This window comes from Variovorax sp. LjRoot290 (genome assembly GCF_964253985.1).
In the GTDB taxonomy this organism is placed as follows: domain Bacteria; phylum Pseudomonadota; class Gammaproteobacteria; order Burkholderiales; family Burkholderiaceae_C; genus Variovorax.
Genome location: NZ_CAXURW020000003.1, coordinates 367,540 through 381,234 on the forward strand (window position 1 = coordinate 367,540; position 13,695 = coordinate 381,234).

Below are 13,695 nucleotides of genomic sequence, written 5' to 3' on the forward strand. Positions count from 1 at the left end.
CATGACGAGGAGCAGTCGATGAACGGGTTTGCCATGAGCCGCAGGGTGCTGGCGATCATGCTCGGCATCGCATTGGTGGCCGGCGCTGCCTACGTATTCTTGTCCCGGCCGTTGGCGCCGGAGGTCGGATACGTCACGCTCGACGGCGAAGCGACGAGCACGCAGCGTCTGCGCGGCAAGGTCGTGTACGTCGTCTTCTGGGCCACGAGTTGCGCCACCTGCATCAAGGAAATGCCGGACCTCGTGAAAACGTACGAACGGTATGCGCCGCGCGGCTTCGAGTTGATCGCCGTCGCGATGGCATACGACCCGCCGGAGTATGTAGCGAACTACACGCGCAAGCACGGGCTGCCCTTCAAGGTGGTGCTCGACAAGGACGGTTCGATCGCCGCGGCGTTCGGCGGCGTGAACCTGACGCCCACCGCAGTGCTTATCGACAAGCGCGGCACGATCCTGAGCCGATTCGTGGGCGAGCCCGACTTTGCGTCGCTCCACGCCGCAATCGAGCGCGAGCTGGCCAGCTGAGGTCACCCCCGGCACAGAACCTCATGAAGGAGACGACCCCATGAAACATCGCCGCAATTTATCCAAGGCTCGATCACCAGAACCGCGCGCTACGCAGCGACCTCGACGCCACCGCGCGGTCATCGCGGCCATGATGCTGGGACTGGCCGGTGTTCTGTTGCTGGTGATCTGGCTGGTTCCGGTCCGGCCGGCGCCGCAACAGGCTGCGAATACCGACCGCGCACAGACATCGGTCGAGTCGGGCTGGACCGTGGGCATGCTGCGTCCCGACGGCTTGCGCATCATTCCGACCGGACGGGAAGACGCGTCGGCGGTCCTCGACCCGCAACACTTCTCGCAGGCGGAGGTCCGCCACGGCTACTGGATCGCCACCCAGATCCCGGCGGTGTTGAACAAGCTGTATTGCTGGTGCGGCTGCGAGAACCGCGGCGTCCACCGGTCCAACCTCCAGTGTTTCGAGGATCGGATGGCCGAGGATTGCCCCGTGTGTCTCGGGACCGCCGAGATCGCGTACGACATGACCAAAAAGGGCATCACCGATGCCGCGAAGATTCAGGCCGCAGTCGACGTCCACTGGGGACCGAACCGGTGAACTCGATGACGATAGTGGCATGACGACCGGCACACATCGGCACTGCGCAGACTCGATCGCGCCGCCGGCACCCTCTGCACCGCTATTCCGCGGTGCTTGGGCAAGTGCGATGCGTGGCCTAGTCTGGTTGATTTTTGCCGGGTCCACCATCGCGTTCGCGCAAGGCGATACGCCCGGCCCCGGTCCGGCGCCGCAGTCCAGCACGGCGCCAGCAGCACCGGGCACGCTGGATTCGATCCGGAAGTGGTTGGGCGGCTCCGGCGCTCAGCCTGAGCTGCTGCCACCGGAGCAGGCGTTCCGCCTTGCGGTGCGGGCGAAGGATGCGAACACGCTCGTCGCCGAATTGACGCCAGCCAAGAACTACTACCTCTACCGCGATCGCATCAGCTTCAGCATCGCGGATCCGCCGACGGTGTCCGTCGCCAGCGTGTCGTTGCCGAAGGGCGACCCGAAGGCCGATCCGACGTTCGGGACGGTGGAGGTGTTCCACCGCCCCGTCGAGGCCATCATCGCCTTGCGGCACGCACAGGGGCAGGCGGACCAGGTCCAGCTGCGCGCCACCTACCAGGGCTGCAACGAGCCGCTGGGCGTCTGTTATCCGCCGATCGAGAACACCGTGACGGTGGCGCTGTCCGGCGCGACCGCCGTCGGCGGCCCTTCGACAGCGCAGCTTGCCGGTGCAACGGCTTTGCCAGCGGCAGATACGTCGGACGAAGGCCGCATTCGCCAGCTGTTCGCGCGCGGCGGCACCTGGGCCCTGGTGGCGGCGTTCTTCGGCTTCGGGGTTCTGCTCGCGTTCACGCCGTGCATGCTGCCGATGATTCCTATCCTGTCCAGCATCATCGTGGGCCAGGGGCAGCAACTGACACGGCGCCACGCCCTCGGCCTGTCAGCGGTCTACGTGTTGGCGATGGCGATCACCTACGCGCTGGCCGGCGTGGCGGCCGGGCTCGCCGGCACACTTTTTTCGGCCTATCTGCAAAACGCGTGGGTGCTGGGCAGCTTTGCAGCCATCTTTGTGCTGCTGGCACTGTCGATGTTCGGCCTTTACGAACTGCAGCTGCCTGCTGCGATACAGAGCAGGCTGGCCAACGTTGGCAGCCGGCACAAGGGTGGCAGGGTGGCGGGTGCATTCCTGATGGGCGTGCTCTCGGCGGCGATCGTGGGGCCCTGCGTTGCCGCCCCGCTGGCGGGGGCCTTGCTGTACATCGGTCAAACGCGCGACATCGTATTGGGCGGCACGGCGCTGTTTGCGATGGCCCTCGGGATGGGCCTGCCGCTGCTCGTCGTGGGGGCAACGACAGGTACCCTGCTGCCGAAGGCCGGCGCGTGGACGGCGTCGGTCAAACGGGTCTTCGGCGGGATCATGCTGGCCGTCGCCGTCTACACGGTGTCGCCAGTCATTCCGGTTGTTGTACAGCAGCTGCTTTGGGCCGCGTTGCTGATCGTGCCCGCCATCTACCTGCACGCTCTCGACCCGTTGCCCGCCGACTCGCCGGGCCATAGACGCCTGTTCAAAGGCGCAGCCGTGCTGGCGCTGGTAACGGGCATCGCTTTGTTGGTCGGCGCGCTGTCGGGCCATCGCGAGATCTTGCAGCCGCTGGCCGGCTTCCGTGGTGCGGATCGCGTGGAGCGCCGGGAACTCGCGTTCCAGCCCGTGAACAGCGTCGCCGAACTGGAGAGCCGCCTGCGCACGGCGCAAGGCCGAACGGTCATGCTGGACTTCTGGGCCGAGTGGTGCGTGTCGTGCAAGGAAATGGACAGGTTCACATTCAGCGACCCGCGCGTCCAGGCCCGATTGAAGGACACGGTGCTGCTTCGCGCCGACGTCACCGCCAACACCGCGGACCATCGCGCCTTGCTCGAGCGCTTTTCGCTGTTCGGGCCACCGGGCATCGTGTTCTTCGACCCGCAGGGGCGCGCCATCAACTTCCGCGTGATCGGATACCAGCCACCTGAAGAATTCCTCGCATCGTTAAACCGGGCGCTTTCGCCGTGATCGGCAACTCTCGTTGCAGGCGTTCGACAAGCGCGAGCTGGTCCGCCGGCTCGACCTCGCCGTGCACTTCGTTGATCCCAAGCCGGCTCGCCACGGCCTGTACCACCATGTGACCGTCGCTGGTCGCCATCACCCCACGCATTCCGGATGGCTTGAGAGAAGCGAGGGCCTGGGGGTAGCGACCGCGGCAAGCGCCGACCTCAAGGTTGATCGTCGGCGCACTGGATTCACTTCGTCGCCTCGTTGCACGCCTTCAACCGCGCCGCGTAGCGGTTCTTGCGCGATTGGTTCTCGGAAGATCTGGTCTGCGCGCGCGGGCCGTGGTCCAGCGGCAGCACGAGCGGCGCGGGCGGGCGGCTCGGGGAGCTCACCCCGACGGGTCTCTGGGCCATTTGGAGGTCAGCTCGGCGTTCGATCTGCGCGACCTGTTTCGCCTTGCGTGCTTGCTCGATGGCCTGGAAGTCGGGGCCGACGAAGGCCGGCAAAGTGGCCCCCAGCGCAAGAGCGCCGATGATGGTGATGAGTAGCCTTTTCATGATGAGCTCCTGAAGTTGATCGGTACAAAGCGAGCGCGAGCGATGAAGCTCGCGGCTACCGATCAATCCGGCCACCGGCAGTACAGGATGCGCACTGGCAACCGTACAAGCTGGCCTCCCGTGTCGAAATACTCTGCATCAAGAATCGACGGGGCATGAACCCGCCAAATCGGCGCTTCATGCTCCCTGCACTCGCCACTGAAGCCGTGCGATGCTGGTGCCGGAGCGACGTAGCAGCGCGCGCAGGGCATGCGGTCCGAGGCCATCGGCATCGACTCCGAGGCCATGACCGAGATCGCTTGCGGCCCGGCCTCCTGCATCACGGGGATCGATGCCCGCGCTCCCGCGCCGAGCAGCGCCAGACACAGGAACAGCGCGACGCCAAAAGCGTGCACGCCATCGTCGGAGGCATTCAGCTCGTGCCATGGCGCCTTCTCCAGAACGCAAACCCGGGTGCGTGCCGTTCACGCGGCCGGCGCATCAGCAAGTACGCCGCCGGAATCACAAACATCGACAGCAGCGGCGCAGTGATCATCCCGCCCACCATCGGCGCCGCGATGCGCTGCATCACCTCGGAGCCGGTGCCGCTGCCCCACATGATCGGGAACAGGCCGGCCAGGATGACGGCCACCGTCATCGCCTTGGGTCGCACGCGCAGCACCGCTCCTTCGCGGATGGCATCCAGCAGGTCGGCGTTTTCGGTGCGCCCCTCGTCGATGCGGTCCTCCCAAGCGTGCTTGAGGTACAGCAGCATGATCACACCGAACTCGGCGGACACCCCTGCGAGCGCGATGAATCCAACCGCCCCGGCGACGGACAGGTTGTAGCCGAGCAGATACAGCAGCCAGATGCCGCCCACCAGGGCGAAGGGCAGCGCGGCCATGATCAGCAGCGCCTCGTCGAAGCGCTTGAAAGTCAGGTACAGCAGCACAAAGATGATGAGCAGCGTGAACGGCACGACCACCTTCAGCTTCGCGGTGGCGCGCTCGAGGAATTCGAACTGCCCCGACCAGGAGACCGAGTAGCCCGGAGGCAGCTTCACCTCCTTCATGACCACGCGCTGCATGTCCTGCACCGCCCCGCGCAGGTCGCGCCCTCGAATATCGACGTAGATCCAGCCCGACAGGCGCGCGTTTTCGCTGCGCAGCATCGGCGGCCCATCGGTAATCCGGATATCCGCGACGTCGGACAGCACCAGCCGCGCGCCGCGTTCCGTGACGATCGGCAGGGTCCGCAGCTTCTCCAGCGAATCGCGCGTCTCGCGCGGATATCGCATGTTGATCGGGAAGCGCTGCAGGCCTTCGACCGTCTCGCCGATGTTCTCGCCGCCCACCGCCGAAGCGATGACGGACTGCACGTCCGCGATGTTCATGCCGAAGCGGGCGGCTTCGTCGCGTTTGATGTTCACGTCCACATAGCGTCCGCCGGTGAGCCGCTCGGCCAACGCGCTCGACACGCCTGGAACATCCTTCAGCGCACGCTCGATCTCGCCGGTGATGCGGTCGATGGTCACCAGGTCGGTGCCCGCCACCTTGACGCCCACCGGGCTCTTGATACCGGTGGCCAGCATGTCGATGCGGTTGCGGATCGGCGGCACCCAGATGTTGCTCAGGCCCGGCACCTTGACGATGCGGTCCAGTTCCTCGACCAGCTTGTCCTGCGTCATGCCGGCACGCCATTCGTTTTGAGGCTTGAACTGGATCGTGGTCTCGAACATCTCCATCGGTGCCGGATCTGTGGCCGTCTCTGCACGCCCCGCCTTCCCGTACACGCTGGCCACCTCGGGCACGGTCTTGATCAGGCGGTCGGTCTGCTGCAGCAGCTCGCCGGCCTTGCCCACCGACAGGCCCGGAAGTGCCGAAGGCATGTAGAGCAGGTCGCCCTCGTCCAGCCGCGGCATGAACTCGCCGCCGATGTGCTGCAGTGGCCACAGGCTCAGCACCAGCACGATTGCGGCGCCCACCAGCGTCAGCTTCGGCCAGCGCAGCACCGCGTTCAGCAACGGCCGATAGGCCGCGATGAGAAAGCGATTCAGGGGATTGGTCTTCTCGTCGGGAATCCTGCCCCGGATCAGGTAGCCCATCAGCACCGGGATCAAGGTCACCGAGAGGCCGGCCGCCGCCGCCATCGCGTAGGTCTTGGTGAAGGCCAGCGGCGAGAACAGCCGCCCCTCTTGCGCCTCCAGCGTGAACACCGGAATGAAGGACAGCGTGATGATGAGCAGCGAGAAGAACAGCGCCGGACCCACCTCGGCCGCCGAATCGGCGATCACGCGCCAATGGGGCTCGCCGCGCAATGTCTGGCCCGGATGTTCGTGGTTCCACTGCTCGATGTGCTTGTGGGCGTTCTCGATCATCACGACCGCCGCATCGACCATCGCGCCGATGGCGATCGCGATGCCGCCGAGCGACATGATGTTCGCGTTGACGCCCTGGTAGTGCATCACGATGAAGGCGGCCAGGATGCCGATCGGGAGCGAAACGATCGCCACGAAGGCCGAGCGCAGGTGGAACAGGAAGACGAAGCACACGACCGCGACGACGAGGAATTCCTCCAGCAACTTGTGGCTCAGGTTCTCGACCGCGCGCTCGATCAGGCTCGACCGGTCATAGGTCGGCACGATCTCCACGCCCCTGGGCAGGCTGGCCTGCAAGGTCTTGAGCTTTTCCTTGACGGCTGCGATGGTTTCCAGCGCGTTCTTCCCCGAGCGCATCACGATCACACCGCCGGCCGCTTCGCCTTCGCCGTCGAGTTCACCGATGCCGCGGCGCATCTCGGGCCCCACCTGGATACGCGCCACGTCGCCCAGATGCACCGACACACCGGCGTCGGTCGTCATGAGCGGCACCTTGCGGAAATCATCCAGGCTCTGGAGGTAGCCCGAGGCGCGGACCATGTACTCGGCCTCGCCGAGCTCGAGCACCGAGCCGCCGGTCTCCTGGTTGGCCTTCCGGATCGCTTCGACCACTTTGGTGTGTGGAATCCTGTAGGCCGCAAGCTTGTCGGGCTCGAGCACGATCTGGTATTGGCGCACCATGCCGCCCACCGAGGCCACCTCGGCGACGTTGGGTACCGTCTTCAACTCGTACTTCAGGAACCAGTCCTGCAGGGCGCGCAGTTGCGAGGCGTCCTGCGTGCCGCTGCGGTCGACCAGCGCGTACTGGTAGATCCAGCCCACGCCGGTGGCATCGGGGCCGAGCGAGGCCTTGGCGCCGGCCGGCAGGCGCGACTGCACCTGGTTCAGGTATTCGAGCACGCGCGAGCGCGCCCAGTACAGGTCGGTGCCGTCCTCGAACAGCACGTACACGAACGAGTCGCCGAAAAACGAATAGCCGCGCACCGTCTTCGCGCCCGGCACCGACAGCATCGTCGTCGTCAGCGGATAGGTGATCTGGTTTTCGACAATGCGCGGCGCCTGGCCCGGGTAGGTGGTGCGGATGATGACCTGCACGTCTGAGAGATCGGGCAGCGCATCCAGCGGCGTGCGCGTCACCGAGTACACGCCCCAGGCACTGACCAACAGCGTGGCCAGCAACACCAGGAAGCGGTTGGCGATCGACCATCGGATGAGCCTCGCGATCATCGCTTGCTTCCCTTTTCAGCGGGCGCTGCCGCCCTGGGCTCGGGCGCCATCGGCGTCACCCGGGTGAGCTGCGGCAGGTCGTCCTTGTCCATGAAGAACTCGAAGGTCACGCGGTCTTCGACCTGGACGTTGCGCGGCGTGCCGCCTGCCGGCAGCTTGAAGTCCATCGTCATTGGGCCCCACTTCATCGTGGCGATGGGCCCATGCGACAAGGTCATCGCGTCCTTGCTGATGCTTTCCACCTTGGCTTCGCCCACATGCCTTGGAGCGCTCGCCGTGGCGGCGCTGGAAGGCGTAGCGCCCGATGCTGGCACGCTGTTCAAGCGCGCCTCGACACCCTTGAGGCTGGCCTCCGAGTCGATCAGGAACTGGGAAGACACCACAACGCGCTGGCCGGCCTGCAGCCCACGCTTGACCTCGGTCTGGCCACCACTCTCGATACCGATTTCGACATCCACCGGGCTGAAGCGGCCGTTCTCCTCGGCCAGCATGACCACGGTGCGCTTGCCCGTCTGGATGACGGCCTCGGTCGGAATCAGCAGCACCTTGTCGGCGCGCATGTCCATGAACTGCATCGACACGAACATGCCCGGCACCAGCCGCGCGTCCGGGTTCGCCAACTCCAGCCGCGCCTTCAAGGTGCGCGTCGTCGGGTTGACGTCGGGCAGGATGGCCTGCACCTTGCCGTCGAAGGCTTCGCCGGGAACAGCCGGGCTCCTTGCCTGCACCTTGGCGCCGGGTCGCAGCAAGGCAGCCTGGCTCTCCGGCACCTCGGCGTTGGCCCAAACGGTGGAAAGCCCGTTGATGCGGAACAGCGTGGCGCCCGGCATCACGGTCATCCCCTCTCTCGTCGTCAATTCGGTGATGACGCCGCCGATCGGCGCAATCAGCGTTATGCGAGGCTGCGTGCGGCCGGTGCGTGCCACGAGCTCGATCTGCCCCTCGCTCATGCCCACCTGCCGCATGCGCTGGCGAGCGCCATCGACCAATGGGGCCAGGTCGGTGCCGCGCATGCGCTGAACCGACAGGAACTCCTCCTGGGCTGCAATCCAATCGGGAACGTAGAGTTCGGCGAGGGCCTGTCCCTTGGCCACGCGGTCGAGCGTGGCACGCACATGCAGGCGCTCGACGTACCCGGTCGCTCGCGCCTGCACGATGACCTGATCGCGCTCGTTGAAAGCGATGCTGCCGACCGCCGCGACCTGCGGGGACAGCGTGCCTTCCGACACGACTGCGGTGCGCACACCCAGGTTCTGCTGGACGCGCGGGCTGACGGTCACTTTGTTCTGGTCGCCGTCGCCGCCGGCATAGACCGGCGACATCATCATGTCCATGAAGGGCGACTTGGCCGGCTTGTCGAACTTGTTTCCCGGCACCATGGGGTCGTGGTAGTAGAGGATCTTCTTGCCGTTCGCGGGGTCGGTATCGCCGGCTTTGAGGCCGGCGGCCATATGGCGCCGAGTGGCGTCCTCGCCCGACTCATTGCTCGGTGCCGCCGGTGCTGCGGAAGGCGGCGCGGTAGCAGTCGCTGCACTCCCAGGTGCGGCCGGCGACCCCGCCAAGCCCATGCCGCGCTGCATGCCCAGGGTGTACAAGCCGAAGCCCGCCGCGCCGAGGACGCCGGCGGCGATCAAGCCGATCAAGAGGGGTTTGAGCTTCATGTTCATTTCTCCGTCACTTCAGATGCACGACCCTGCAGAGGCGAACGGCGTTCGGTCGGAATCAGATAGTTGAGTTGCGCCCAGAGGCCAGCCGTCTCCATCTCGAGACGAACCCGTTCCATGCGCGTGTCGATCTCCATGCGCCGGGCCTCGAGCACACTGCCGAGCAGCCCGCCTCCCCGATACGCCGCCATCGCGGCGCGCGTGCGCTCTGAGGCAAGTGGGATCAACGTCTTGTCGTATTGAGTCAGGCGGTCCCGGTTGCTCTTCCACTCTTGCAGCCAGCTGCGCGCTTCTGCCAGGCGCTCGCGAATGGCTTCCTCGCGCTGGTCGTGTGCCTGATCCGCCAGGGCCAGCTTGGCGGCAAGCTCGCGATCCTGCCGTTTCGCCGGGTCGACTTTCAGCGGGATCGAGACATTGAGCGAGACCATGTTCGAGTAGGCGGAGCCGCGCTGGCTGTACATCAGCTCCACGCTCCAATCGGAGTGCTTGTTGCTTCGGGCCACCTCGGCCTCGGCGCGCGCGACTTCCTCCTGCCTGGCCAACATGGCGATCTGCGGGTGATTCGCGATCTGACTTTCGAGGCTCCATGCATCGAGATGGAGATCGGCCAGATCCGGCGGCGCGGCCAGTTCCTGGTTGGCGTCGTCGCCGACCCAGCGCGCAAGCTTCGTTTTGGCCGTCGCGATCTGCCTGTCGGCTTGCCGGATGCGGTCGTCGATCTGTGCGACGGCCGAACGCGCGGCGAACGCATCGGCCTGCGAGCCGCGGCCCACCCGGTAGGCGGCGTCGGCAGCCTCGATCTGAAGGCCGGCTTCGTCACGCTGAGCGACCAGAATGGCACGCACACGTTCCTGGTAGTGGCGTTCCAGCCAGGCGGCTGCAGTGTCCCGCTGCAGACTGGCGAGTGCGACGGCGCGTCCTGCCTCGGCCGCCTCCGCCTCCCGCTCGAAGCGGGTCGACCTGGCCTGGCGCTTGTCACCGCGCGTGAACTCCTGCATCACGCCGATCGAGCGCATGGTCATGAAGTCGCGCGTCAAGCTGAATCGGTCGGAACCGTTGACGGGCAGGTTGTTGATTCCGGCCTTGAGCGTTGGATCTGGCAACTGCCCGGCGGCGACTGCCATCTCGCGCGAGGCTGACGCGGCGGCATCCTGTGCAGTGAGCTGGCGCGAGCGTTGTTGCGCCAGCTCGAGTGCCCGGGCTAGCGTCAGCGCGGGCTCCGCGTACGCGCTCAGGGTTGTGAGGGTCAGACACAACGCGGCTGTCGCGATCGACAGGCGAGGTCGCCTTCCCCGTGGCGCAGCTAGGAATGAAACGATGAACATGAAATCTCCAGACAACGAAACAATGGCTTCGTGTAGCGCCCGCTGCGCCAGGGCGAGCAGGAACTCACCGGCGCAGACGGACACGACCGATGCGCCGAGCCGACCCCGTTGAGGGTCGTCAGCGCAGCGTCGTCTGAGAGATCAAGTTCGCAAGCAGCAGTGCAGGATGGCGTGCGGCGGATCCACCGAAGCCAATGCACTCGACGCAGCTGCCGCAGGGCGCGGCCGCATCGCGACATCCGTCGCGTACGGGGTGATGAAGAGGGTTGTAAGCAGTACGACGGGCACCGTCAGCGTCGGGGCATGGTCGCTCTGCTGGCCATAGCGGCAATGCTCGGCGCAGAGATTGGGGGACGGGTCCGTCGCCCCGGCCATGTCGGCGCAGGGACTGGTGGCCTGAGAAGCCGCCGTGGACATGGCGGTGTTGCTGACCTCGAGCGTCGCCGCGTTGCCCGAAAGCATCTGCATCTCGGTCGAAGTGCCCGGCAGGAGTCCGGGGCAGGCGTAGGCCGCAATGGCCATTTGCGCAAAGAGAAGCACGCCGATCAGCGCGCGACCTACCCTATGCAGCCATCGGCGCTTCATGGACGCGCCTCCAGAGCAGCCCGGCAAACCAGCGGCAACGCATCGTCAGCGCGAGATGCGCTGACGAGCGGGTGGGCGGTGACTGAACTGGCAAACATAGGTGGCGGGAGATTGAGGGGCCCGAGCCGGCAAAGTTCAATTCTCGATCAAATCTATTGGGCCGGCTGAGGCTCGTAGGTTCTCAGAATACTGGGAGGCATTCTCGCGAGTTGCCAATTGACCGGTTCCCGGCCGCTACCGAATGTCGATCTGATGACCGAGAAATCGTTGTCATTTCGATCGTGGGATGCAGATGCATGGGACGTTTGTTTCTGGGTTGTGGTGCTTGGCGTGTACCCGTCGGCCGAGACCACCATCGCGCAGGTCGCCGTCCTGGTCATCGCGGGAGCCTAAGAAGATGCAGGCTGGACCCGTGCCGATGTGCTGCGCGCATCACCTCGTTTTCCTGGTACTTCGCTCGATCTCACCGCTGCGGGCGCAGACCCATACGTTCGAGAGTACGCGCGTGAAAACGCAGCCGCGCTACCGAAGCCCGTGCGCCGGGCCACCGACTTGACGGTGTCGCCGGACTGCAGATATCGACGTGCCAAGGTCAGGCGCCAAGCAGATAGGTAGGCCATCGGGGTTGTGCCAACGACTGCACGGAAGAGCGCCATGAAGTGACTGCGGGACATTCCGGCCCGCATGGCGAGATCGTCCACCCTCCAGGCGCGCGACGGCATATCGTGGATCGAGACGAGCGCTCGATGCAGTGCTGGATGGGCGAGCGCGGCAAGCAGGCCCGATTCGGCTGTGCCGGCGTCGATCGCCTTTCGCAGCACCATCAGCACGATGACCTCGGCCAGACGGTCCAGGGCGGCGGTACGTCCGCACCGGCGGTCGAACGCTTCAGCCAGGAAAGCAGCCACGGTGGCCCGAAGCGCAGGCACCTCATCCAACTGGATCGACAGTTCCTCGGGCATCGCAATCATCAACGGATTCGTGTCGTTATCGAATTCGACCTGCGCCGCGACCAGCACGTCCTGCGGATACCGGTCGAACCCTACGGAGCGGAAGACCACCTGGCCCGCGAGCCCGTCCGCAGTGCCGGCGACGATGAGCGTCGGCCCTTTCACCACCGTCGGCAGCGGGACGACCGCGGCCGCCAGCTTGAACGTCTGGACGAAGGCCGTTAGTCGGTCAACTTTTCGGAGCGAATTCGGACTTTGGATCATGAATCAAGGAACATTCGTTTCCCAAAGTATGGGATCTTATGGGTTCGGTTGCAACTTCTGCGACCAGGCACTGAAGGGAAAACTGATGCTCATACCCAGACAACAAGCCCCCGCGCTGGCGCTCGACACGCTCGAGCACGGACGTTTCGATCTGGCGGAAGAACGCCCAGGCCTCATGACGCTCGTCTGCTTCTACAGAGGGCTGCATTGCCCGATTTGTGCCAACTATCTGAAGGAACTGGAGCGGCAGACGGCTGCGTTTGCGGAGCGCGGGGTCACGACGATCGCGATCAGTTCAGACGATGAAGCGCGCGCACGGGCGATGGCGGAAAAGGTGGGCGCCAAGGATCTGCGCATTGGATACGGCCTCGCTCTTGCCGATGCGAGGAAATGGGGTCTCTACATTTCCGCATCCCGCGGCAAGACGTCCATTGGCATCGAGGAACCGGCCCTGTTTTCTGAACCTGGTGTTTTCCTAATCCGACCCGATCGCACCATCTACTACCTGTCCGTGCAGTCGATGCCATTCGTACGCCCGAACTTTGCCGAGATGGTGCAGGCCTTGGATTTCATCATCAAGAACGACTACCCGGCGCGCGGCGAGTATGTCGGCGCTGTGTGATCCATGTCTTGGAGTAGCTGAACCGACGCGATCAAGTTCGCTAAGCGCGGCGCGGGAATACCATGCGCCTCCGAAGACATCGTGGCCGAGCAAGTTCACGTCGAGCGCTCGCCGCCTAAGCGCCCACTTGCATAGTGCTGCTGGCTTTCTCGGCGCGCCGTCCAACAGATCCTGAACTGCGCGGGGGGCAGCTCTGACGGTGCGCATGGCCGTTCTTACGGCATGGGCTGCGTATCTGTAAGAAACTCGGCAGCGCGCTTACGGATCCGACAAGCAAGATCGCAGCGGCCGTGCGAACCTTCAAGGACACCGAGCCCATATGAAACTTCGTGCCATCACCTTCGACACCGGTGGAACTGTGCTCGATTGGCACAGCGGTGTCGTGCGAGCTCTCCGCCGGGTCGCTCCCCAACAGGGTTCGCAAGCCGATTGGCATGCCATTGCCAACGACTGGCGCAGACGCACCATGGCCGCGATCGTCGGGCTCAACCGGCCGACTTTCAATATGGACGACGTACATCGCCGGACCCTCGACGAGTCATTGACTCACTTCGGCCTGCAGGCGCTGACACCGGCGCAGCGACACGACGTCTGGCGTGCGTGGCATGAACTGGACGCCTGGCCCGACCTTCCCGCTGCCATGGCGACATTGCGCGAGGTCCTGCCCGTCGTGTCGTTCACGATGTTGCCCACGTCCTTGGTGATCGATGTTTCTCGCAGGAACGCCCTGAGCTGGGATGCGGTGATCTCGTGCGAAATGATCGGCGTCTACAAGCCGCATGCGCAGGCGTATGAAACCGCCGCGCGATGGCTGGCCCTTCCGCCTTCCGAGATTCTCATGGTGGCGTGCCACAACTTCGACCTCAACGCCGCCCACGCGGCGGGCTATCGAACCGCTTTCGTGAGACGACCCGATGAATGGGGACCCGAAGGACCGCCGGACCCGCATCCGAACATGGACTACGACTTCGTGGAGGACGGGTTCGAGGGGTTGTCGCGCAGCGTGCTGCGCGCACTCGGCGAGCCGGAAATTGGCCCATAAGCAGGGGA

General features: G+C 65.2%; 12 protein-coding genes. 5 read left to right on the forward strand and 7 right to left on the reverse strand.

Going from position 1 to position 13,695, the window contains the following annotated elements:
• The first annotated feature begins 45 nt into the window (after positions 1–45).
• Genes ACSQ9A_RS39320 through dsbD form a run of 3 tightly spaced genes read left to right on the forward strand, consistent with a single transcriptional unit; the run spans position 46 to position 3,116 of the window.
• Positions 46–525 carry a TlpA disulfide reductase family protein gene (locus tag ACSQ9A_RS39320; protein WP_436308093.1) on the forward strand — a complete coding sequence of 160 codons (480 nt, stop codon included), beginning with the start codon at positions 46–48 and terminating at the stop codon, positions 523–525.
• Positions 526–565: 40 nt separating this feature from the next.
• Complete coding sequence (locus ACSQ9A_RS39325; protein WP_436308094.1) at positions 566–1,117, forward strand: PCYCGC motif-containing (lipo)protein; 552 nt, start codon at positions 566–568, stop codon at positions 1,115–1,117.
• Positions 1,118–1,136: 19 nt separating this feature from the next.
• On the forward strand, positions 1,137–3,116 hold the full coding sequence (gene dsbD, locus ACSQ9A_RS39330; RefSeq protein WP_436308095.1) for a protein-disulfide reductase DsbD: 1,980 nt from the start codon (positions 1,137–1,139) through the stop codon (positions 3,114–3,116).
• 227 nt (positions 3,117–3,343) lie between these two features.
• On the opposite strand, the gene ACSQ9A_RS39335 is transcribed toward dsbD, so the two are convergent.
• The 7 genes from ACSQ9A_RS39335 to ACSQ9A_RS39365 form a co-directional block, all read right to left on the reverse strand.
• Positions 3,344–3,727, reverse strand: coding sequence for a hypothetical protein (locus tag ACSQ9A_RS39335; RefSeq protein ID WP_436308096.1), 384 nt, complete (start codon positions 3,725–3,727; stop codon positions 3,344–3,346).
• Positions 3,715–4,047 carry a hypothetical protein gene (locus tag ACSQ9A_RS39340; protein WP_436308097.1) on the reverse strand — a complete coding sequence of 111 codons (333 nt, stop codon included), beginning with the start codon at positions 4,045–4,047 and terminating at the stop codon, positions 3,715–3,717. The genes ACSQ9A_RS39335 and ACSQ9A_RS39340 overlap by 13 nt, the downstream gene beginning before the upstream one ends.
• A 17-nt stretch (positions 4,048–4,064) precedes the next feature.
• Positions 4,065–7,235 (reverse strand): efflux RND transporter permease subunit, encoded by a 3,171-nt coding sequence (locus ACSQ9A_RS39345; protein ID WP_436308098.1) that lies wholly within the window; start codon positions 7,233–7,235, stop codon positions 4,065–4,067.
• Positions 7,232–8,896 carry an efflux RND transporter periplasmic adaptor subunit gene (locus ACSQ9A_RS39350; RefSeq protein WP_436308099.1) on the reverse strand — a complete coding sequence of 555 codons (1,665 nt, stop codon included), beginning with the start codon at positions 8,894–8,896 and terminating at the stop codon, positions 7,232–7,234. The genes ACSQ9A_RS39345 and ACSQ9A_RS39350 overlap by 4 nt, the downstream gene beginning before the upstream one ends.
• Before the next feature lie 2 nt (positions 8,897–8,898).
• Positions 8,899–10,308, reverse strand: coding sequence for a TolC family protein (locus tag ACSQ9A_RS39355; protein ID WP_436308100.1), 1,410 nt, complete (start codon positions 10,306–10,308; stop codon positions 8,899–8,901).
• Between the two features lie 57 nt (positions 10,309–10,365).
• Positions 10,366–10,809: a hypothetical protein gene (locus tag ACSQ9A_RS39360; protein ID WP_436308101.1), complete on the reverse strand. Its 444-nt coding sequence runs from the start codon at positions 10,807–10,809 to the stop codon at positions 10,366–10,368.
• A 389-nt stretch (positions 10,810–11,198) separates the two neighbouring features.
• Positions 11,199–12,023, reverse strand: coding sequence for an AraC family transcriptional regulator (locus ACSQ9A_RS39365; protein WP_436308102.1), 825 nt, complete (start codon positions 12,021–12,023; stop codon positions 11,199–11,201).
• Positions 12,024–12,108: 85 nt separating this feature from the next.
• Here ACSQ9A_RS39365 and ACSQ9A_RS39370 point away from each other — a divergent pair, with 85 nt between their 5' ends.
• Positions 12,109–12,645 (forward strand): peroxiredoxin-like family protein, encoded by a 537-nt coding sequence (locus tag ACSQ9A_RS39370; RefSeq protein ID WP_436308103.1) that lies wholly within the window; start codon positions 12,109–12,111, stop codon positions 12,643–12,645.
• A gap of 319 nt (positions 12,646–12,964) precedes the next feature.
• Positions 12,965–13,687: a haloacid dehalogenase type II gene (locus tag ACSQ9A_RS39375; protein WP_436308104.1), complete on the forward strand. Its 723-nt coding sequence runs from the start codon at positions 12,965–12,967 to the stop codon at positions 13,685–13,687.
• The last annotated feature ends 8 nt before the right edge of the window (positions 13,688–13,695 follow it).

Coding starts and splice junctions, on each gene's coding strand:
- ACSQ9A_RS39325 (WP_436308094.1), top strand. CDS start 566: ATGAAACATCGCCGCAATTTATCCAAGGCTCGATCACCAGAACCGCGC.
- dsbD (WP_436308095.1), top strand. CDS start 1,137: ATGACGACCGGCACACATCGGCACTGCGCAGACTCGATCGCGCCGCCG.
- ACSQ9A_RS39345 (WP_436308098.1), bottom strand. CDS start 7,235: ATGATCGCGAGGCTCATCCGATGGTCGATCGCCAACCGCTTCCTGGTG.
- ACSQ9A_RS39350 (WP_436308099.1), bottom strand. CDS start 8,896: ATGAAGCTCAAACCCCTCTTGATCGGCTTGATCGCCGCCGGCGTCCTC.
- ACSQ9A_RS39360 (WP_436308101.1), bottom strand. CDS start 10,809: ATGAAGCGCCGATGGCTGCATAGGGTAGGTCGCGCGCTGATCGGCGTG.
- ACSQ9A_RS39365 (WP_436308102.1), bottom strand. CDS start 12,023: ATGATCCAAAGTCCGAATTCGCTCCGAAAAGTTGACCGACTAACGGCC.
- ACSQ9A_RS39370 (WP_436308103.1), top strand. CDS start 12,109: ATGCTCATACCCAGACAACAAGCCCCCGCGCTGGCGCTCGACACGCTC.
- ACSQ9A_RS39375 (WP_436308104.1), top strand. CDS start 12,965: ATGAAACTTCGTGCCATCACCTTCGACACCGGTGGAACTGTGCTCGAT.